General features: G+C 64.5%; 16 protein-coding genes. 12 read left to right on the top strand and 4 right to left on the bottom strand.

Annotated features, from left to right (window positions below; translation table 11 throughout):
• Positions 1–84 precede the first annotated feature (84 nt).
• The 5 genes from AK36_RS06755 to AK36_RS06735 all read left to right on the top strand — a co-directional run bounded on the left by AK36_RS06755 (position 85) and on the right by AK36_RS06735 (position 6,680).
• The gene (locus AK36_RS06755) at positions 85–1,875 is read left to right on the top strand and encodes an acyl-CoA dehydrogenase (RefSeq protein ID WP_011881871.1); all 1,791 of its coding nucleotides are present in this window, start codon (positions 85–87) and stop codon (positions 1,873–1,875) included.
• Between the two features lie 13 nt (positions 1,876–1,888).
• Positions 1,889–3,586, top strand: a complete 1,698-nt coding sequence (locus AK36_RS06750; RefSeq protein WP_014725166.1) for an electron transfer flavoprotein-ubiquinone oxidoreductase — start codon at positions 1,889–1,891, stop codon at positions 3,584–3,586.
• A 190-nt stretch (positions 3,587–3,776) separates the two neighbouring features.
• Positions 3,777–4,526 carry an electron transfer flavoprotein subunit beta/FixA family protein gene (locus AK36_RS06745; protein ID WP_045578148.1) on the top strand — a complete coding sequence of 250 codons (750 nt, stop codon included), beginning with the start codon at positions 3,777–3,779 and terminating at the stop codon, positions 4,524–4,526.
• Between the two features lie 16 nt (positions 4,527–4,542).
• Positions 4,543–5,478, top strand: coding sequence for an electron transfer flavoprotein subunit alpha/FixB family protein (locus tag AK36_RS06740; RefSeq protein ID WP_045578147.1), 936 nt, complete (start codon positions 4,543–4,545; stop codon positions 5,476–5,478).
• Between the two features lie 59 nt (positions 5,479–5,537).
• Positions 5,538–6,680 carry an AraC family transcriptional regulator gene (locus tag AK36_RS06735; protein WP_014725164.1) on the top strand — a complete coding sequence of 381 codons (1,143 nt, stop codon included), beginning with the start codon at positions 5,538–5,540 and terminating at the stop codon, positions 6,678–6,680.
• A gap of 16 nt (positions 6,681–6,696) precedes the next feature.
• Here the strand turns inward: AK36_RS06735 and AK36_RS06730 are convergent, their stop codons facing one another.
• From AK36_RS06730 to AK36_RS06715, 4 genes are all read right to left on the bottom strand, one after another.
• Positions 6,697–7,635, bottom strand: coding sequence for a LysR family transcriptional regulator (locus tag AK36_RS06730; protein WP_014725163.1), 939 nt, complete (start codon positions 7,633–7,635; stop codon positions 6,697–6,699).
• Positions 7,636–7,797: 162 nt separating this feature from the next.
• Complete coding sequence (locus tag AK36_RS06725; RefSeq protein ID WP_014725162.1) at positions 7,798–8,697, bottom strand: LysR family transcriptional regulator; 900 nt, start codon at positions 8,695–8,697, stop codon at positions 7,798–7,800.
• Positions 8,698–8,834: 137 nt separating this feature from the next.
• A complete protein-coding gene (locus AK36_RS06720) occupies positions 8,835–9,629 on the bottom strand; it encodes an acetoacetate decarboxylase (RefSeq protein WP_011881878.1) in 795 nt (264 codons plus the stop codon).
• 333 nt (positions 9,630–9,962) lie between these two features.
• Positions 9,963–10,847, bottom strand: coding sequence for a LysR substrate-binding domain-containing protein (locus tag AK36_RS06715; protein ID WP_011881879.1), 885 nt, complete (start codon positions 10,845–10,847; stop codon positions 9,963–9,965).
• Positions 10,848–11,090: 243 nt separating this feature from the next.
• Between AK36_RS06715 and AK36_RS06710 the strand changes: the two genes are divergently transcribed.
• From AK36_RS06710 to AK36_RS06680, 7 genes are all read left to right on the top strand, one after another.
• The gene (locus AK36_RS06710; RefSeq protein ID WP_011881880.1) at positions 11,091–12,035 is read left to right on the top strand and encodes a 3-hydroxyacyl-CoA dehydrogenase NAD-binding domain-containing protein; all 945 of its coding nucleotides are present in this window, start codon (positions 11,091–11,093) and stop codon (positions 12,033–12,035) included.
• A gap of 396 nt (positions 12,036–12,431) precedes the next feature.
• Positions 12,432–13,445 carry an MBL fold metallo-hydrolase gene (locus AK36_RS06705; RefSeq protein WP_011881881.1) on the top strand — a complete coding sequence of 338 codons (1,014 nt, stop codon included), beginning with the start codon at positions 12,432–12,434 and terminating at the stop codon, positions 13,443–13,445.
• A 51-nt stretch (positions 13,446–13,496) separates the two neighbouring features.
• Complete coding sequence (locus AK36_RS06700) at positions 13,497–14,378, top strand: alpha/beta fold hydrolase (RefSeq protein WP_045578146.1); 882 nt, start codon at positions 13,497–13,499, stop codon at positions 14,376–14,378.
• Between the two features lie 103 nt (positions 14,379–14,481).
• The gene (locus AK36_RS06695) at positions 14,482–15,303 is read left to right on the top strand and encodes an alpha/beta fold hydrolase (protein ID WP_011881883.1); all 822 of its coding nucleotides are present in this window, start codon (positions 14,482–14,484) and stop codon (positions 15,301–15,303) included.
• A gap of 601 nt (positions 15,304–15,904) precedes the next feature.
• Positions 15,905–16,669 carry a Crp/Fnr family transcriptional regulator gene (locus AK36_RS06690; protein ID WP_045578145.1) on the top strand — a complete coding sequence of 255 codons (765 nt, stop codon included), beginning with the start codon at positions 15,905–15,907 and terminating at the stop codon, positions 16,667–16,669.
• A 166-nt stretch (positions 16,670–16,835) separates the two neighbouring features.
• Complete coding sequence (locus tag AK36_RS06685; protein WP_034193789.1) at positions 16,836–19,235, top strand: putative bifunctional diguanylate cyclase/phosphodiesterase; 2,400 nt, start codon at positions 16,836–16,838, stop codon at positions 19,233–19,235.
• Positions 19,236–19,252: 17 nt separating this feature from the next.
• A complete protein-coding gene (locus AK36_RS06680) occupies positions 19,253–19,990 on the top strand; it encodes an iron-containing redox enzyme family protein (protein WP_011881886.1) in 738 nt (245 codons plus the stop codon).
• Positions 19,991–20,067: the final 77 nt, after the last annotated feature.

Below are 20,067 nucleotides of genomic sequence, written 5' to 3'. Positions count from 1 at the left end.
GTCCGGCGTCACTGTCGTGGTCGCTTCAAGTCGGGCCAATCGATGGCTCGGCAAGATGTAGATCTAACTGAATGGAGAAGTACGATGAGTTTTGTCGCACCGGTAAAAGATATTCTGTTCGTGGTCAACGAACTCGCCCAACTCGATCGAATCAGCGCACTCCCGGGGTGTGAGGACGCCACGGCCGAGACTGCACAGGCGGTTATCGAAGAGGCAGCGAAGTTCAGCAACGAGGTCGTCGCGCCGCTGAACGTGCTCGGCGACAAGCATGGCAATACGTGGAAGGACGGTGTGGTGAACGCGTGTCCCGGTTTCTCGGACGCCTTCAAGCTGTTCGCCGCCGGCGGCTGGCAGGGCGTCAAGCATCCGGTCGATTACGAAGGACAGGGGCTGCCCAAACTGATCGCGACGCCCTGCGCCGAAATGCTGAACGCGGCCAGCGTAGCGTTCGCGTTGTGCCCGATGCTCACCGACGGTGCGATCGAAGCGCTGCTCACGGCGGGCAGCGACGAACAGAAGGCGCGTTACGTGCCGAAGATGATCTCCGGCGAATGGACCGGCACGATGAACCTGACCGAGCCGCAGGCCGGCTCGGATCTGTCGATGGTGCGTTCGCGCGCCGAGCCGCAGCAGGACGGGTCGTACAAGGTGTTCGGCACCAAGATCTTCATCACCTGGGGCGAGCACGACATGACGGAGAACATCATTCATTTGGTGTTGGCCCGTACGCCCGGCGCACCGGAAGGGGTGAAGGGCATTTCGCTGTTCGTCGTGCCGAAGTTCCTCGTCAACGAAGACGGCTCGCTCGGCGCGCGCAACGACGTCCAGTGCGTGTCGATCGAACACAAGCTCGGCATCAAGGGCAGCCCGACCGCCGTGCTTCAGTTCGGCGATCATGGCGGCGCGACCGGCTATCTCGTCGGCGAGGAGAACCGCGGCCTCGAATACATGTTCATCATGATGAACGCCGCGCGTTTCGCCGTCGGCCTGCAAGGCGTGGGCATTTCCGAGGCCGCGTACCAGAAGGCCGTCGAATATGCGAAGGAGCGTGTCCAGAGCCGGCCGGTCGATGGCTCGGCGAAGGAGGCGGTGACGATCATCCATCACCCCGACGTGCGCCGCATGCTCGGGACGATGCGCGCGTTGACCGACGCGTCGCGTGCCATCGCATACGTGGCGGCCGCTCACAACGACATCGCGCATCAGCACGAGGATGCTGCCACCCGTGCGCATCATCAGGCGATTTACGAGTTCCTGGTTCCGATCGTCAAGGGCTGGAGCACCGAACTGTCGCTCGAAGTGACGAGCCTCGGCGTGCAGGTTCACGGCGGGATGGGTTTCATCGAGGAGACGGGCGCGGCACAGTTCTACCGCGACTCGCGCATTCTGACCATTTACGAAGGCACGACGGCGATCCAGGCGAACGATTTCGTCGGCCGCAAGACGTTCCGCGACGGCGGTGTCGTGGCGAAGTTCCTGCTGGGTGAAATCGCGAAGACGGTCGAGGAACTGTCGGCACACGACGGTGCGGCGTTCGCGTCGATGCGCAAGCATCTCGAGCAAGGCGCACGCTCGTTCGAGCATGCGATGGAATTCGTCATCGCGAACATGAAACGCGATCCCAATGCGGTCTTCATCGGCAGCGTGTTGTATCTGCAGCTGGCGGGCGTGGTTCTCGGCGGATGGCAAATGGCGCGAGCGATGCTGATCGCGGCGAAGAAGCTGCAGGAGGATCAGGCGTTCTACGGCGCGAAGATCGCCATCGGGCAGTTCTATGCAGAGTTCATTCTGCCGCGTGCGTTGTCGTATGAGGCGTCGATCGTCGGCGCCAAGGGCGGGGAGGGCGTGCTCGCCCTGACGGAGGACCAGTTCTGACTGGGTCCCGCATATGAACGAAATAGATTGCCGCTCGGCGCGCCAGGCCGCTCTCGTCGAACAGTATGGTCCGCGCGAATCGATGGAGTACGACGTCGTGATCGTCGGCGGCGGCCCGGCAGGGCTGTCGGCGGCGATCCGGCTCAAGCAGCTGGCCAAGGAGAAGGGCGCCGAGATCGGTGTGTGCGTGCTCGAGAAGGGTTCCGAGATCGGCGCGCACATTCTGTCGGGCGCCGTGATGGACCCGGGCGCGATCAGCGAGTTGATCCCCGACTGGGCGGCGCTGGGTGCGCCGCTCGACGTCGAGGTCACGGAAGATCGCTTCCTGTTCCTGAGCGAGACGGACGCCAAGGCCGTGCCGAGCTGGGCACTGCCGAGCAACTTCAGGAATCACGGCAACTACGTGATTTCGCTGGGCAACGTCACGCGCTGGCTCGGCACGCAGGCCGAAGGGCTCGGCGTCGAGATCTTCCCCGGCTTTCCGGCCGCGGAGATCCTCTACAACGACGACGGCTCGGTGAAGGGCGTCGCCACCGGCAACATGGGCGTGGGCAAGGACGGCGAGCCGACCGAGAACTTCCAGCTCGGCATGGAACTGCACGCGAAGTACACGCTGTTCGCCGAGGGTTGTCGCGGCCATCTCGGCCGCCAGCTGATCTCGAAGTTCAAGCTCGACGCGAACGCGGATCCGCAGGCGTACGGCATCGGCATCAAGGAGCTGTGGGAGATCGATCCGGCGAAGCACAAGCCGGGCCTCGTGATCCACACGGCCGGCTGGCCGCTGAAGTCGGACACCTACGGCGGTTCGTTCCTGTATCACATGGACAAGAACCAGGTCATGGTCGGTTTCGTGGTCGGCCTCGGCTACACGAACCCGTACCTGTCGCCGTTCGAGGAGTTCCAGCGCTACAAGACGCACCCGTCGATCCGTACGTTCCTCGAAGGCGGCAAGCGCGTGTCGTACGGCGCGCGCGCGATCACCGCGGGCGGGCTGCTGTCGTTGCCGAAGACGGTGTTCCCGGGCGGTGCGCTGATCGGCGACGACGCAGGCTTCCTGAACGCGTCGCGCATCAAGGGCAGCCACGCGGCGATCAAGACCGGCATGCTGGCGGCGGAAGCCGCGTTCCATGCAGTGCAGACGGGCCGCCGCGGCGACGAGCTCAGCGCGTATCCGAACGCATTCAAGCGATCCTGGCTGCATGCGGAGCTGCACCGCGCGCGCAACTTCAAGCAGTGGATGGCGAAGGGGCTGTACCTGGGCACGCTGATGGTCGGCATCGAGCAAAAGCTGTTGGGCGGCAACGTGCCATGGACGCTGCACCACAAGCATGCGGACCACGAGATGTTGAAGCCCGCGTCGCAATGCACGCCGATCGAGTATCCGAAGCCGGACGGCAAGCTGACGTTCGACAGGTTGTCGTCGGTGTTCATCTCGAACACGAACCACGAGGAGAACCAGCCGGCGCATCTGACGCTGAAGGACGCGAGCGTGCCGGTGAACGTGAACCTGCGCACCTACGCTGGGCCGGAGGGACGGTTCTGCCCGGCAGCGGTATACGAGTTCGTGAAGAACGACGACGGCAGCGACCGCCTCGTGATCAACGCGCAGAACTGCGTGCACTGCAAGACCTGCGACATCAAGGACCCGACGCAGAACATCGTGTGGGTCACGCCGGAAGGCGGTGGCGGGCCGAATTATCCGAACATGTGACGGATGCGTAGCGGGCAGTGCGCTGCGGGTCGAGCGACGTCCATTTTTAGGCGGATAGCCTGCGTCGATATCCGGTCGCTTATGAGCGGTATCGGCGCGGATCCGCGACAGCCGGCGGCGCATCGGTGCGCCGGACGGCACGAGTTGCCGCTGGATGGCATGCGGCAATGTTGAAATTCAGGAGAATGGCTTGAAGATCCTTGTAGCAGTAAAGAGAGTCGTCGATGCAAACGTGAAGGTCGGCGTGAAGTCGGACAACACGGGCGTCGACATCGCGAACGTGAAGATGTCGATGAACCCGTTCGACGAAATCGCCGTTGAAGAGGCGGTGCGCCTGAAGGAAGCTGGCGTGGCGACCGAAGTGGTCGCGGTTTCGGTGGGCGTGACGCAGGCGCAGGAAACGCTGCGCACGGCGCTGGCGATCGGCGCGGACCGCGCGATCCTGGTCGAGTCGACCGACGGCGTCGAGCCGCTGGCCGTCGCGAAGATCCTGAAGGCGCTGGTCGACAAGGAGCAGCCGCAACTGGTGATCCTCGGCAAGCAGGCGATCGACGACGATTCGAACCAGACGGGCCAGATGCTGGCCGCGCTGGCAGGTCTGCCGCAGGCGACGTTCGCATCGAAGGTCACGGTCGCCGATGGCCGCGCCACGGTCGCGCGCGAAGTCGACGGCGGTGCGGAAACGCTGTCGCTGACGCTGCCGGCGGTCGTCACGACCGACCTGCGTCTGAACGAGCCTCGCTACGTGACGCTGCCGAACATCATGAAGGCGAAGAAGAAGCCGCTGGAAACGGTCAAGCCGGAAGACCTCGGCGTGGACGTGACGCCGCGTCTGAAGACGCTGAAGGTGGCCGAGCCGCCGAAGCGCGCGGCCGGCGTGAAGGTGCCGGACGTGAAGACGCTGGTCGAGAAGCTGAAGACCGAAGCCAAGGTGCTGTAAGAGGGAGCGGAAAGAAATGACGATTCTGGTAATTGCAGAACACGACAACGCGTCGATCAAGGCCGCGACGCTGAACACGGTCGCAGCGGCAGCGAAGATCGGCGGTGACATTCACGTGCTGGTTGCGGGCCACAACGCGCAAGCAGCCGCCGACGCGGCAGCGAAGATCGCAGGCGTGTCGAAGGTGCTGCTGGCCGACGCGCCGCAGCTGGAAGCTGGCCTGGCGGAAAACGTCGAAGCCACCGCGCTGAACATCGCGAAGGATTACTCGCACATCCTGGCGCCGGCGACCGCGTACGGCAAGAACGTCGCGCCGCGCATCGCCGCGAAGCTGGACGTCGCGCAGATCTCGGACATCACGGCCGTCGATTCGGCCGATACGTTCGAACGTCCGATCTACGCAGGCAATGCGATCGCGACGGTGCAGTCGAGCGACCCGATCAAGGTCATCACGGTGCGCGCCACGGGTTTCGATCCGGTGGCGGCCGTTGGCGGCAGCGCAGCGGTCGAGAAGATCGAAGCGGCGGCGGACGCCGGCAAGTCGCAGTTCGTGAGCCGTGAAGTGACGAAGCTGGACCGTCCGGAACTCACCAGCGCGAAGATCATCGTGTCGGGCGGCCGCGGTCTGGGCAGCGGCGAGAACTACACGAAGGTGCTGGAGCCGCTGGCGGACAAGCTGTCGGCAGCACTCGGCGCTTCGCGCGCGGCGGTCGACGCCGGCTACGTGCCGAACGACTATCAGGTCGGCCAGACCGGCAAGATCGTCGCGCCGCAGCTGTACATCGCGGTCGGCATCTCGGGTGCGATCCAGCACTTGGCCGGCATGAAGGATTCGAAGGTGATCGTCGCGATCAACAAGGATCCGGAAGCGCCGATCTTCAGCGTGGCCGACTACGGCCTCGTCGGCGATCTGTTCACGCTCGTGCCGGAGCTCGTGAGCGCGCTGGGCTGACGACGGCATTGCGTAGCCAGTGAGCGCAAGCTCCCCGGCTCCTCTGTCGCGGTAGCGCGATGGAGGAGCCGGCCGTCGACACGCCATCCGTCGGCTGTCGACCATGCCGCAGCACCTTGCACGCCATCGCCTTCGAACGTAGTGGCAAGAAAACATTCGATACCGTGCTAGACAGCTTTTCGACCTATCCGCTGGCCACAGTCCCGATCTCGGTGGTCAACGGCTTTCTGGCCGGGGCCGAACGCGAAGTCGTCGTGCGCCTTGCCGAACGCTCCGGCATCCCGGCCCACCTATTGGAGAAGCCGGCCGCGCGCGTGACGCAGCAGCAGTTCGCGACGCTGTATCGCCTGCTGGCGACGGAGCTGGACGATGAAATGCCGGGCATTTTCAGTCGTCCCTTAAGAAGCGGGCTGTTGAAATATCTTTGCCTCAGTCTGATCGATGCACCCCGGCTCGATGTCGCGTTGAACCGTATCGGTCAGTTCTTTCGCCTGATACTCGACGATTTTCGCCTCGCGTCGTGGCGAGAGGGCGCGCTCGCCTGCGTCGAATTCATTCCTGATCCGGATGGTCGGCCGGTCAGCGCGCTGGGCAGCGAGCTGATGCTGAAGCTCGTCCATGGCGTCGCGTCATGGCTGATCGGGCAGAAGATCGCGCTGCGCGAAGTTTCATTCAGATTCCTTCGGCCGACGCAGTCGGGGGACTTGCTGTACCTGTTTCCCGGACCGGTGCGGTTCGGCAGGGACAAGACCTGCCTCTTCTTCGATGCCGGTTACCTCGATCGTCCGATTTCCCGACGAAAGCCGGATCTGGAGGAGTTCCTGCGCCGCGCGCCGGAAGACTGGATCTTCACTTCATTTGCCGAGCAGATGGCTTGTCATCGCGTTCGCCGGTTGATCGAGAATGCGTTGCCGAGCATGCCGACGATCGAGACGGTCGCGCGGGAATTGCACGTGTCGGTGCGTACGCTGGCACGACGCCTGGCGGACGACGGCACGAGTTTTCAAGCGATCAAGGACGACGTGCGGCGGGACGTTGCGATCTATCGGCTGACGCGCTCGGACGATTCGATCGAGGCCGTTTCCAATAGTGTCGGCTTCGACGATCCGACGGCGTTCTATCGCGCCTTCCGGCACTGGACAGGCAGCACGCCGGCGACATACCGCCAGCAGCCGTGGAAGGCCCGTCGGCAGGCCGGCTGATTGCCGGCGCCTCTCGTTAGCGATTCGCCGCGACGAGCGTGTCGAGGGGTTCGAACGCGGGCAAGGCGATGCCGTGCAGATGCTGAACGAAGGTGCTGACCTTCGCATCCAGATAGCGCTTCGACGTATAGAGCGCATACACCGTCAGCGCATTGACGCGATATTCCGGCAGGACCCGAACCAGCGTGCCGCGGCGAAGATCGTCGATCGCCGAATGCAGCGTCAGCGGGCCGATGCCGGCGCCCGCGAGCAGCGCGAAGCGCATGGCATCCGGCATGTTGACCTGAAACGGCGAGGCCTGAACCAGATGGGCATGCTCGCCGTCCGGGCCGTGCAGACGCCATTTTTCGGGAGCCGAGTTCGGCGCGTTCAAGGTGAGGCAGCTATGTGCCGCGAGGTCCGTGACCGTCGACGGCATGCCGCTTCTCTGCACGTAGTCCGGCGACGCGACAAGTACGCTGTAGTTGCCGCCGAGCGCCTTCGAGACATAGCTCGAAGTCGGCAAGTCGGCCGTTGCCATCAGCGAGACGTCGATGCCGTCCTCGATCAGGTTCGGGAATCGTTCCGACAGCGTCAGTTCGATTTTGACGTCGGGATTCGACACCTGGTACTGAACCATCGCGGACGTCAGGTAACGTAACCCGAGACTCGGCATCGCGTGTACCCGCAGCTTTCCGTACGGCTTTGCGAGCCGGTTCCGCGCTTCGGCCGACGCATGCTCGATGTCCGCAAGAATCGATTTCGCGCGCTTGAAGTAGCGTTCGCCGCTTTCCGTCATGCCGATGTGACGCGTCGTGCGGTTGAGCAAGCGGACCCCGAGCTGTCTTTCAAGAAATGCGACGGCGCGCGATATCTGGGCGGTCGAGCCATTCACTTGCCGGGCGGCGGCGGTAAAGCTGCCCGACTCCACGACGCGTACGAATATGCCAATTGCAGCGAAAAAATCCATCTTCATGTGACTCTGGAAGGAAAGCGCGCGAGATATCGGTGACCATGATCGGCGCAGCGATTCGTGGACGCTGACGCAGCGGGCCGCAATGCCGGATGCGGGCGAGGGCGTGGCCTGGCAGGTGGGTCGTCGGCCGACGTGGCGCGCCGCGATTGTCGGCTTGCGTCGCTAGTCGAGGGGAACTCCGGCATCGTCCGGCTTGATGAGGTCGAGCCACGCACGTGCGGCCCAGGATAGCGTCGTGCCCTTGCGCCACACGATCGCGACACGCCATTCCAGTCCGGGCGCATCCAGATCGATCAGGCGCACGCCGGCGTTGCCGTGTCGGCGCGCGACCAGCCGCGGCAGACACGTCACGCCCAAACCCGCCGCGACGAGCGCAAGTGCGAAATTCGGCTGGGCGCTATGCGCGACTTCGTTGATCGTGAAACCCTGGGCAATGCACGCTTCGCGCAGCCTGCGCGTCAATGCGAATCCTTCATTCAGCGCGATGAACGGCACGCCATTCAGCTCATGCAGGTGGACACGGACGTGCGTTTCGAGCGCATGGCCGCGAGGTACCGCGAGCACCATCGGCTCGCGCCGGATGAACATCGCTTGCAGATCGGTGCGCACCGGCAGCATCGTTGCCGCGAGCTCGAGTTCGCCGTCTCGCACGGCTTGCTCCAGTTCGGCGCTGCCATGTTCGTGCAGATGAATCGACACGCCTGGATATCGCTCGCGGAATTCCGCCAAAGGAGCGGCAAACAACTCTGCGCTACCGACCGGTGGCAGTCCCAGACGGAGTTCGCCGCGATCGAGGTCGCGCAGCGCGTCGAGATCGAATTGCATCCGCTCGCGCTCTGCCAGGATGGCTCTCGCATGTTGCAGAACGACTTCGCCGGCAGACGTGAGCTTGACGGCGACGCCGCGTCTGCCGCGCTCGAGCAGCGTGACACCCAGTTCGTCTTCCAGCAGTCGAATCGCTTTGCTCAGTGCCGGTTGAGACAGCGGAAGGCGCTTGGCTGCCTTGCCGAAATTCCCTTGCCTGACGATCTCGTCGAAATAGCGAAATGCCTTCAAGTCCATTGCACTTCTTGGCGATGATTGGACCGACGGATTATCGCCCGAAGTGCAAATGCGCGTCGGATTGCAGCGGTGCGCGATGGTCACGATGTCGCCGGCAGTGAGGCGCACGCCCGGGAGTGTGCGCCTCGCTCGCTCATTCACGCCAGGGCGTCGGCGGCCTCCTTGTGCGCGTGGTGCGCGGACGGATGGGCGAGGTAATCGTGAACGACGTGGCCGAGGCCGAGGGTAAGGTCGGCCAGGATGTGCGTGCCGGAGAGAATCTCGAGCACGGGCAGGTCTTTCAGCGGTGCGAGCGCGTGCGAAAACAGCTCGAGGCCGACCGGGCCGGTCCAGGCGCCCTTGATCGTGACGTCCTGGCAGCGGTATTCGACCAGCTCGAGGATGCGCGGCGAACCGTCGACGTGCGGGATGATCTTCAGCAGATAGCCGGGCGCCTCGATGGTCGCCTTGGCGGCTTGAGCGTCGAGCTCCTGAAATTTGTAGCCCATCGTCGCGCTCGCCACCAGCACCTTGCCGTAGCGCAGTTCGCCGACGATCGTGTCGGTGTCGACTTCGAGCGACGGCTTCGCCATTTTCTTCGGGAAACCCCACAGCTCGCGGCCGGCGGCAGTCGGTGCGTGGTCGTCGAGGAACATCGCGTGCGTGTAGGTGCCGCGGCGGCCCTTGTACGTCACGGGAATGACCTGCCCCGATTCCGTGTAGTCGCCGAATCCGCCGCTGGAATCCGGCATGCGAATGAACTCGAACTTGACGAGCGGATTGTCCATGTCGATTTCGAGCGGTTCGGGAACCAGCTCCCGAAGTTTCTTCGCATCGGTACGGTACGTCACGATCAGGAATTCGCGATTGACGAATTTGTACGGGCCTTGCGGATAGGTCGGGCTGGTGAGGGGAATCGAAACTGCGCGTTGCTTGACGTCGCTGATGTTCACAATGGGTCCTTGGTCGGCAAAACTTTCGAGAGGCGAGGGTGGTGCGCCGGATCTGCGGGCGCTGAGCCCGCGTCGCTCGCACCGGAAACAGGCATCAGGTAACCCCGGCTGTGAACAGTCTAGATTTCGATTTTTCTTAAATAAATTGAATTCTTTTTATGAATTGCATGCCTGGAGGAAATTGAATTCCGCGTTGCTCAACCCGACATGCAAATTCGGTCATCGCATGGCGCTTCGGCTGCGTGCGATGCAACGAGTGATCGGGGATGGGGCGCCGCGCGATCTTTCGCCGGCATGATGCGGAACGTTGCGTCCGGTCGGGACAGGCTCGATTCAGTTGACCGTTGCGCCCATCTGCGCGGCGAGGCGCGACACGATCGGCGAGGCGCGATTGCCCGCATAGGCCAGCACGAGATTGAGCCGGCTGCTATCAAATGCGGTCAGGCGTCGCGTAGCCATCCCCTTGGGCAGCATGCGCGCGAAATGGCTCGGCACGAGGCTGCAGAGTCCGGTCGCGGCGACCAGCGAGAAAATGCTCAACATTCCGTCGGCCTCGAGAGGCGGCTTTGCGGGCGCGGTGCCGTCCTGATGGAGGAATGCGTCGATGGTTGCGCGTAGCGCGGGCGCGGCGGCCGCGGCCACCGCGATGATGCGTTCTTTGGACAGATCGGCCGGCGACAGGCGGCGTTTGTTCAGCAACGCGTGCCCGCGAGGCAGGATGGCGATCAGGTCTTCGGCCTGGACCGTCCGGCTCGTCCATTCCGGACCGATATCGCCCTGGCGGACGAATGCCGCGTCGATGCGGCCGTTTTCCAGCGCGCGAATCAGATCGAGATGCAGCTTGCTGTGAACGTCGATCGCGATGTCCTGCAACTCGGGACCGAGGGCGGCCGAGATGCGCCCCATTAGTTCGTCTTCCGTGCCGGGAATCATGCCGAGAGCGAGTTTCCGCGGATGTTGTTTGCCTTCCCGCGTGCGCTTGAGCGCCAGGTCGAACTGGGCGACGGCGAGCCGGGCTTCCCTGAGCAGGATTTCGCCGCTATCCGTCAGTTGCACGCCTTGCCAGGACCGCACGAACAACGGGCAACCAAGCTGGTCCTCCAACGCCCGAATTTGCCGCGTCAGCGACGGCTGGGCAATGCACAGTCGCTTGGCCCCTTCCGCAAAACTCCCCGCCTCGGCGATCGCCAGAAAATATCGAAAGTGTCGGATTTCCATCGCGAAAGTATAGCGCCGAGGCATAGGGTCGGTGCCACAAAGTATTGGAGCGTCGCGGTTCTGCTCGACTAGACTTTGAGGCGCGACGCAATCGACTCGTTTCGATGCAGGCTGCCGTCCGGCTCGCTGACCCACCCCGAATGCAGCATGCTGCGCGGTCCACGGTCCACGAGAGTAGGTGAGACCACGCCGGCGGTCTGCGGCGTCGCGCCAATTTCTCTATCAGTCATTGCGAGTCGCCATATGAGCAAGAATATTCGGAAGATCGGGGTAGTCGGTACCGGGGTCATCGGAGCCAGCTGGAGTGCGTTGTTTCTGGCTCAGGGGTTCGACGTCGTGGCGACCGATCCCGCGCCGGGCGCGGAAAAATCCTTGCGCGAGTACATCGCAAAGGCGTGGCCTGCGATGGAAACGCTGGGCGCCGTCGTGCCGGGCGGCTCGCAGGCGCGCCTGACGTTTACGACCGATATGAACGACCTTGCCGATGTCGACTTCGTCCAGGAAAACGGTCCGGAGCGTCTGCCGTTCAAGCACGAACTGTATCGTCAGCTCGATGCGATGCTGCGTCCGGACGTCATTATCGCGACCAGCTCGTCGGGTTTGACCATGACGGACATCCAGGAGGGTTGCGAACGGCATCCCGAGCGCTGCATCGTCGGCCACCCGTTCAACCCGCCGCATCTGATTCCGCTGGTCGAGCTCGTCGCGGGCAAGCGGACCGCTGCCGAGGCGATCGATCGCGCGGACGCGTTCTACACCGCGCTCGGCAAGAAGACGATCCGGCTCAACAAGGAAGTGCCTGGCCACGTCGCCAACCGACTGCAGGGTGTGCTGGTTCGCGAAATCATGTCGCTCGTCAGCGAAGGCGTGGTCAGCGTGGCCGATGCGGATGCGGCTTGCTCGTGGGGGCCGGGCTTGCGCTGGGGTGTCATGGGGCCGGTGATGCTGAATCATCTCGGCGGCGGCGCAGGCGGCATCGAACATTTCTACAATCAGTTTGCCGGCCCGCTCGTCACCTGGTGGACGCCGCTCGGCGACTTCGAATTCACCCAGGAAGTGCGCGAAAAGATGATCGCGGGCTTGCGTGAGGAAGTGGGTGGCCGTGACTTCCAGACGCTCGCTTCCGAGCGGGATCAGCTGCTGTTGACGCTGCTGAAGGCGCGTCTTGCTGGACAGTCGAAGCAGTAAGCCGTACGCCGCCCGGCGCCATCATTTGGCACCTGCCTGACCGAGCCGGTCGGGCAGGCGCCGGGCGGTTTCGTTGTACCGATCCCGGCGGGATCTTGGCAGTTCAGGCAGCCAGTGAACGTTTCGGCGGCTGTTTTGGATTTCAGCGGCCGATGATTGCGGTTCGCTGCCTTTCGCCACACACGCTTTCCCCACCTTTCGCGATCTCTCACCGACGTCCCGTCGCGTGCCAGCAGCGCCTGCGCCGTTGAAGCGGCCACGGCGTCGTCCAGCGGTGTCGATCGACCCCGCCCCCCGCGTCAAGCCCGACCGCACAGAACGATTCAGGAACTTTAGGGACGCCAGTGCCGCGCGGTCGCTATGCTCGTCCTATCTGAGCATGCACCGAGGACGGTAATGACGACTGATCGTGGGAACCGATCGAGAAGGATACGCAAGCACGTCGCGTCAGTATTGGCCGTCGTCGCGACAGCCTGGAGCGTCGCGGCGTTCGCCGCCGCCCCGTTTGCCGGCAAGCAGGCGCCGGGCTTCTACCGAACGATGGTGGGCCAGTTCGAAGTCACGGCGCTTTCCGACGGAACGCATGCGTTCCCGATCGACAAGGTGGTCAAGGGCGTGTCGAACGCGACCATCGACGGCGATCTGCATCGCGCATTCCTCGAGCAGCCGGTGCAGGGCTCCATCAATGCCTTCCTCGTGAACACCGGCAAGAAGCTGATCCTCATCGATGCCGGAGCCGGGAGCCTGTACGGCGATTGCTGCGGGCGGCTCGTCGACAATCTTCGCGCGTCCGGCTATCGCCCCGAGCAGGTCGACGAAGTGCTGTTGACGCATATGCACGAAGACCATATCGGCGGAATCGCGTCGAAGGGCGCGGCCGTGTTTCCCAATGCGATCGTCAAGGCGAATCGCACCGAAGCCGACTATTGGCTCGATCCGGCCAACAAGCCGGGCGCATCGCCGCTTCTCGCGCCGTTCTTCGACGCAGCGGCCGCGGTGGTCGAGCCGTACCGCGCCACGGGGCGCTTCCAGACGTTCGATGGAGCGGGCGTGATCGAACCGGGCATTCGCGCCATCTCGCTGCCCGGCCATACGCCCGGTCAAATCGCCTATCTCGTCGAAAGCGGCACGGCGCATCTGCTCGTGTGGGGCGACGTCGTGCACGTCGCCGCGATTCAGCTTCGGCATCCGCAAGCCACCGTCGCGTACGACAGCGATCCGCCGCAGGCGCGCGAATCGCGTCGCGAGATCCTGCGCGAGGTGGCCGAGCGACGCTACCTCGTCGGCGCCGCGCATGTCTCCTTTCCGGGCCTCGGGCACGTCAGAGCGGATGGCGACGGCTTCGACTGGGTGCCCGTCAACTACGACGCATCGCCGGTGCCGGATGCCGGCGCTGCACCGGGCCGCTGACGCGGCAGCGCAGCGGCGCTCCTCCATGCGCCTTTTTCGAAGGAACGACCGATGGAAACGTCGAACGATGTCGAAGTCACGCATCACACGCTCACCGCGAACGGTATCCGCCAACACTATCTCGACGCCGGCAACGGGCCGGTAGTCGTGTTGCTGCACGGCTTTCCCGAGACCAGTTTCGCGTGGCGTCATCAGATACCGGTGCTGGCCCGCACGTATCGCGTGATCGCACCGGACCTGCGCGGCTACGGTGAAACCGACAAACCCGCATCCGGATACGACAAGCGCAACATGGCGCGCGATATCGTCGGTCTGCTGGATCGGCTCGGCATCGACAAGGTTGCGCTGGTCGGCCACGATCGAGGCGCGCGTGTGGCGACGCGCCTGGTGAAGGATCACCCGGAGCGGGTGGACCGGCTGGTCGTGATGGACAACGTGCCGACGCGCATCGTGGCGGAGAACATGCGCCCCGAAACGGCGCGGGCGTACTGGTTCTTTCTGTTCCATCTGGTCGCGGACCTGCCCGAGACGCTGATCGCGGGCAACGAGGAGCCGTGGCTTCGCCACTTCTTTTCCGACTGGTGCTACAACCCGCACACGATCGAAGGCGCAGACTTCGACACCTACGTGAAGGCGTACAAGCGGCCGGGCGCCGTGCGCGGCGCGATGTCCGACTATCGGGCGAACGCCGAGGATGTCGCGCAGGACAAGGCGGACGCCGACGTCCGCATCGCATGTCCGACGATGGCGATCTGGGGCGAGGACTTCTACGCGGTCGGCGGCATGTTCGATATGAAGGCCGTGTGGGAGTCGATGGCGACCAATCTGCGCGCCGAGCCGATCGCGCGCTGCGGCCATCTCCCGCAGGAGGAGCAACCGGAGCGCGTCAATGCGCTGTTGCTCGAGTTCCTGAGCGGTTGGACCGGCGGTTGAGTGCGCTGCACCGCCATCGTCACGCCGCGAGCCTCACCGGGCAGCTGCCCGAATCCGTGGCGGCCAGTGGTAGCCACCAACTTTCGACCACCGAGGAATCGGCATGAGCACGTTCACGACACGCGACGGCGTTTCGCTTCACTACAAGGACTGGGGCGCAGGCCGTCCCGTCGTATTCATTCACGGCTGGCCATTGAATGCGGACATGTGGGACGTCCAGATGCATCATCTCGCGTCGAACGGCTTTCGCTGCATCGCGTATGACCGGCGCGGGTTCGGCCGCTCCGATCAGCCGTGGACGGGATACGACTACGACACGCTGTCCGACGACCTCGCGACGTTGATCGAGACGCTCGATCTGCGCGACGTGATACTCGTCGGCTTTTCGATGGGCGGCGGCGAAGTGGCTCGCTACATTGGCCGCCACGGCACGGGCCGCGTCGCGAAGGCCGTGCTGGTCGGTTCGGTGACGCCGCTGGTGGCGCGACGCGACGATCACCCCGACGGCGCGGATATCGCCATATTCGACGGCATTCGTGCCGGCATCCTGGCCGACCGCGCCGCATTCTTCGAGAGCTTCTGGCCGTTGTTTACCGGTTCGAACCGGCCCGACTCGACGATCTCGCGCGCCGCGCTCGACTGGACGTCGTTCATGGCGCTGCAGGGCGGGCTGAAGGGCACGCTCGATTGCGTCGCGGCCTTTTCCGAGACCGACTTCAGGCCCGACCTCGACAAGTTCGACGTTCCGACGCTCGTGATTCACGGCGACGACGACCAGACCGCCCCGCTGAGCCTGACCGGCGCGGTCACGGCGCAGCGCGTGCGTCACGCGACGCTGAGCGTGTACGAACGCGGGCCGCACGCGCTGTATCTGACGCATGCGCAGCGCTTGAACGACGAACTGCTTGCCTACGCGCGCGCTTGATGCCGCGGCCGGCCACATTGCGTTGACTTGAATCGCGCACGGTGTACCGCTCCGGGCGCCGTGCCCAATCGTTCCCATTCACCGGTTTCCCGTCCCGCTGTGGGCGTGCGGAAACCGGCTTGTCTCATGGCGCAGTTCGATGGGCGCCCCGACGGGCGCCGTGCGCCGTCACATTCATTCCGAGTACATCGCGTGCGCCGGCGTGCGGCTTGCCTTCCACAGATGCGACCGGCAAACCGCTCGATAACGCACACTTCCCGCATTAACTTCGGACCATGAAACGATATTTATTTCCGAGGCAAACGCATCGCGATGCATTTTCATTAATGAATTGACGTAAATCAATACTTCACATTCCGTTTTTGATGCCTCGGCGAATCAGATTGGCCAATCTTCATTCGAATGAGAAGGCATTAGCCGTACGAACTGTCAAATTACTTCATGTAGTGGGGCGGCGCGTCCCCATTGGCCGGGCTGCGTGATACCTTTTTGCTCAACGTCGCCGCGACATAAAGCGTTGAATAAACCGTTAAGCCCGGCACGCTGAAACACCGAAAGGTGCGGTTGCCGTGGGGCAGGAATCCAACGTACGAGGCGTGCCGTGACACATCGGGAAAACAATGTCGTCGAGTTGCCGGATGCACTCGTCGCCAATCATTTCTTGGCCTCGCTCGACGGAAATAGCCGTTCGAAACTGGCGCCGCATCTGCGGCTGACGACGCTGCGGACCGGCGAGCTTTTATGTGATGCCGGCGAGAACCTGGACGCCGTCTATTTTCCGGTGACGGCCGGTGTGTCGCTGCAATTCGCGGGGTCGGGCAGGGGCACGCTCGGCGTGACGGAAATCGGCCGAGAAGGCGTCGTCTGCGACGACATCGTCGGCAGTGCGATGCAGCGCCGGGTCGTCGTCTATGGCGGCGGCTTCGCGTATCGGCTGGGTACGCACCGTTTCGCCGACGCGTGCGCCGCCTCGGCCGCGATCCGCCGGCAGGTGTTCGTGCGGATGAGTCTGGTGCTGTCCCAGGCGTCGCAGGTGATGTTCTGCAGCCGCCATCACACGATCCGGCATCAACTGATGCGCTGGCTGCTGATCGGCTACGAGCGCTCGCGCAGCATCGAAATCCCGGTCACGCACGGCATGCTTGGTCAGATGCTCGGCGTGCGCCGCGAGACCGTCACCGAAACCACGCGACAGATCCACGCGCTCGACCTGATTCATCAGCGTCGCGGCGTCATCGTGCTGACGGATCTCGCGCGCCTCGAACGAGCGAGTTGCGGCTGTCATCGGGCGATCCGCGACGAAACGCGGCGCCTCCTCGCACTCGACGCCGGTGCGTTACCGGCGCTCGGCGCGCGAATGGTCTAGCCGTCGGCTGCAGGTGATGCTGCGCAGCCGATACCTGTGCGTCGCGCAGCAGCGGCATGAACGGCGGTGCGCAGTACACCGGGAAGCATGGATGCGTGAACGCGGGATTTCCGGCGACGCGCCGGGCAGGTTGGATCGAGAAGAACCAGAAAGCGGTCGTGAAGGTATGGAAAACAGTACGAAGTTTCAGAGTCAGCGCAGCTCGTTTCACGTGTGGCCGTGGAGCCCGGCGCTCGGCATCCTGCCGGTCGTCGTCGTGATCGTGACGCTGGCCGGGTTCGTGGCCGTCAGCCTGGTCGTGATCATGTCGCTGCGCGTATACGTCGGCGGCGAAAGCAGCTGGTCGAAGGCGCAGAAGGACGAGGTCATCCTGTTGAGCCGCTACGCCGACACCGGCGACGAAAAGCTGTTCGACGATTACCGGCTCGCGGACGCGACACTTGTGTCGTTCAGCGTTGCGCACCGCGCGATGATCGGCGTGCCGGCCGACTACGACGTGGCCCGCTACGCGATGATCGCGGCCGGCATCAACCCGGTCGATGCGACCGCGGTCGTGTGGTTCTATCCGGTCCTGAACTCCTTCGCGCACGTGAACACCGCGCTGCAGTACTGGGCCGAGGCGGACCGGCATCTGCTCGACCTGCGCCGGCTCGCCGGTGCGCTGCGCGAGTCGGTCCACGCGGGCGACGTCGCGCGCACGAGCCGCCTGAACCGCGACCTCTGGGACATCAACTCGCGCATCGAGCCGTTGCCGAAACGCTTCTCCGACGAACTCAGCGCCGAATTCCGTTCAGCGGTGATCCAGTTGCTCCTGTCGTACGTGGTGGCGTCGCTGTTGATCATCCTGCTGTCGGTGCGCTGGGCGAGCCGCGCGCAACGCCAGCAGTCGTCGATGCAGACCGAGCTCGACCGCAGCCTCGCATTTGCCGACGCCGCGCTTCGTTCGGTCGTCGATGCGATCGTCACGATCGGTCTCACGCGCAGCATCGAGACCGTGAACCCGGCCGCCGAGCAACTGCTCGGCAGGACGGCGCAGCGGTGCGTCGGCGAGCCGATCAACGACGTGCTCGACCTGATCGACACGTCGACCGGCATGTCGATCAAGCTGCTCGCAACGCTTTGCAACGGCGGCGACCACACGTTCACGCGCGATCTCAACCTGATCCGCGTATGCGGTACGGCGGTGCCCGTGCGCGCGTCGCTGTCGAAGATGACCAACGCCGCGGGCCGTTGCGTCGGCCACGTGCTGACCCTGCGCGACATGACGCGCGAGCACCAGCTGATCGAGCGGCTCACGTGGCAGGCGTCGCACGACGCGCTGACCGGCCTGATCAACCGCACCGGGTTCGAGCGGCGCCTCGGCGAGATGCTGGCCGACGGCGCGGGCGGCGCGCTGATGGTGCTCGACCTCGACGGCTTCAAGGAAGTGAACGACGTATGCGGCCACGCGGCCGGCGATGTGCTGCTGCGCGACGCGACGGCGGTGTTCAGCGGCTGTCTCGACGAAGGCGACGTGTTTGGCCGCCTCGGCGGCGACGAGTTCGGCATCCTGCTGCCGGCCTGCCGCAACGTCGCGCCCGACGACGGCAAGGCCGAGCGCATGCGCGCGCAGCTCGAGGCCTTCACGTTCACGTGGGACGGCGAACCGTTCAAGATCAGCGTCAGCATCGGGCTGCTGGATCTCGCGTGCCGTCCCGCGAGCATCGAGAAGGCGATGCAGATGGCCGACCTCGCGTGCTATGTCGCGAAGGACGGCGGCCGCAATCGCGTGCACGTCGCGCATCCGCGCGACCTGCATGCCGGCCGCCCGGCGTATCACACGCAATGGAGCCGCCGCGTGAAGACGGCGCTCGAAACGAATGCGTTCCAGTTGCACGCGCAACCGATCGTGCCGATCCAGTCGGGCGACGGCGCGCCGCAGCGCGTGGAGATTCTGCTGCGCGTCCCGGACGCCGACGGCAAGCTGATCGCACCGGTGTTCCTGCCGGCCGCCGAGCGCTACGGCCACATGACGATGATCGACCGCTGGGTGGTCAGCAACGTGATCCGGCGTCTCGCGCGGCTCGAACGGCGCGAGTACGTCGAATACAACGTGAACCTGTCGGCGCGCTCGATCACCGACGAGCGCTTCGTCGAGTTCGTGATGGCCGAGCTGTCGGCGTCGGGGCTCGAGCCGTCGCTGCTGTGCTTCGAGATCACCGAGACGAGCGCGGTCCGCAACCTGGAAGTCGCATCGCGCTTCATGTGTGAGCTGCGCGATCTCGGCTGCCGGTTCGCGCTCGACGATTTCGGCGCCGGCATGTCGTCGTTCTCGTATCTGCACCAGTTGCCGATCGACTACCTGAAGATCGACGGCGGGCTGGTCGCGACCATGACGTCCGACCACGTCAAGCGTGGCATCGCGTGCGCGATCAACGACATCGCGCACGTGATGCAGTACCGGACCGTCGCCGAGCACGTCGAGGACCCGGAGACGGCCGAGATGCTGCGCACGCTGGGCGTCGACTACTGCCAGGGCTATTACTTCGGCCGCCCCGTGCCCTGGCAGGAAGGGGGATTCCATTGAACCACGGAGGACAACAGATGAATGCTCCATTCGAGCTGAGCGGCGACATCATGGACCTGGCCAGCTATCCGGCGTGGCTGCGCGACGTGGTAGGCGCGACCGACGAGCTGAAGGCCCGCATCCGCGCGCATCCCGTGTTCGCGGCGATGATCGACGGGACGCTGACGGCGGCGCAACTGCGCACGTTCTTCGTGACCGGCTGGGCGGTGGTCAGCCAGTTTCCCGAGTACATGGCGATGAACCTCGTGAAGACCGCCGCGTACCGGTCGCCCGGCGACGAGAAGGCGCGGCGCTATCTGATCCGCAATATCCGCGTCGAGCAGAATCACGTCGATCACTGGGCCAACTGGGCCGCCGAGTCCGGCGTGACGCGCGACATGCTGCTCGGCGCCGACGCGCCGCTCGCCGGCTTCGCGCTGAGCCACTGGTGCTGGAAGAGCGGCAGCGCGGACGCGCTGGCGCCGAGCATCGCCGCGACGAACTACGCGATCGAAGGCGTCACGGGCGAGTGGAGCGCGCTGCTGTGCGCGTCGCCATACGAGGAGAAGTTCGATGCGTCGGTGCGGCATCGCGCGATGCGCTGGCTGAGGCTGCATGCCGAGTACGACGACCGCCATCCGTGGGAGGCGCTCGATATCGTCGCGACGCTGCTCGGCCGCGCGCCGGACGCGCGCGACGTGCGCGAGGTCGGGACGTCGATCCGCAAGAGCTTCGAATACTTCCTGATGAGCCTCGATTGCTGTCTGCATGTTTAGGCGGTCGCGCCGTGCCGAAGCCGGTACGCGCGTCGTCGTCGGCACGTCGGCGTGATGGCGACGACGCGCACGCCGCT

This window comes from Burkholderia vietnamiensis LMG 10929, assembly GCF_000959445.1.
Taxonomy (GTDB): Bacteria; Pseudomonadota; Gammaproteobacteria; order Burkholderiales; family Burkholderiaceae; genus Burkholderia; species Burkholderia vietnamiensis.
The sequence above is the reverse complement of the archived record's forward strand: the minus strand, read 5'-3'. Positions and strand labels throughout refer to the sequence as shown.

Coding starts and splice junctions, on each gene's coding strand:
- AK36_RS06710 (WP_011881880.1), top strand. CDS start 11,091: ATGAGCAAGAATATTCGGAAGATCGGGGTAGTCGGTACCGGGGTCATC.
- AK36_RS06685 (WP_034193789.1), top strand. CDS start 16,836: ATGGAAAACAGTACGAAGTTTCAGAGTCAGCGCAGCTCGTTTCACGTG.
- AK36_RS06755 (WP_011881871.1), top strand. CDS start 85: ATGAGTTTTGTCGCACCGGTAAAAGATATTCTGTTCGTGGTCAACGAA.
- AK36_RS06725 (WP_014725162.1), bottom strand. CDS start 8,697: ATGGACTTGAAGGCATTTCGCTATTTCGACGAGATCGTCAGGCAAGGG.
- AK36_RS06715 (WP_011881879.1), bottom strand. CDS start 10,847: ATGGAAATCCGACACTTTCGATATTTTCTGGCGATCGCCGAGGCGGGG.
- AK36_RS06750 (WP_014725166.1), top strand. CDS start 1,889: ATGAACGAAATAGATTGCCGCTCGGCGCGCCAGGCCGCTCTCGTCGAA.
- AK36_RS06700 (WP_045578146.1), top strand. CDS start 13,497: ATGGAAACGTCGAACGATGTCGAAGTCACGCATCACACGCTCACCGCG.
- AK36_RS06695 (WP_011881883.1), top strand. CDS start 14,482: ATGAGCACGTTCACGACACGCGACGGCGTTTCGCTTCACTACAAGGAC.
- AK36_RS06705 (WP_011881881.1), top strand. CDS start 12,432: ATGACGACTGATCGTGGGAACCGATCGAGAAGGATACGCAAGCACGTC.
- AK36_RS06730 (WP_014725163.1), bottom strand. CDS start 7,635: ATGAAGATGGATTTTTTCGCTGCAATTGGCATATTCGTACGCGTCGTG.
- AK36_RS06740 (WP_045578147.1), top strand. CDS start 4,543: ATGACGATTCTGGTAATTGCAGAACACGACAACGCGTCGATCAAGGCC.
- AK36_RS06735 (WP_014725164.1), top strand. CDS start 5,538: ATGGAGGAGCCGGCCGTCGACACGCCATCCGTCGGCTGTCGACCATGC.
- AK36_RS06680 (WP_011881886.1), top strand. CDS start 19,253: ATGAATGCTCCATTCGAGCTGAGCGGCGACATCATGGACCTGGCCAGC.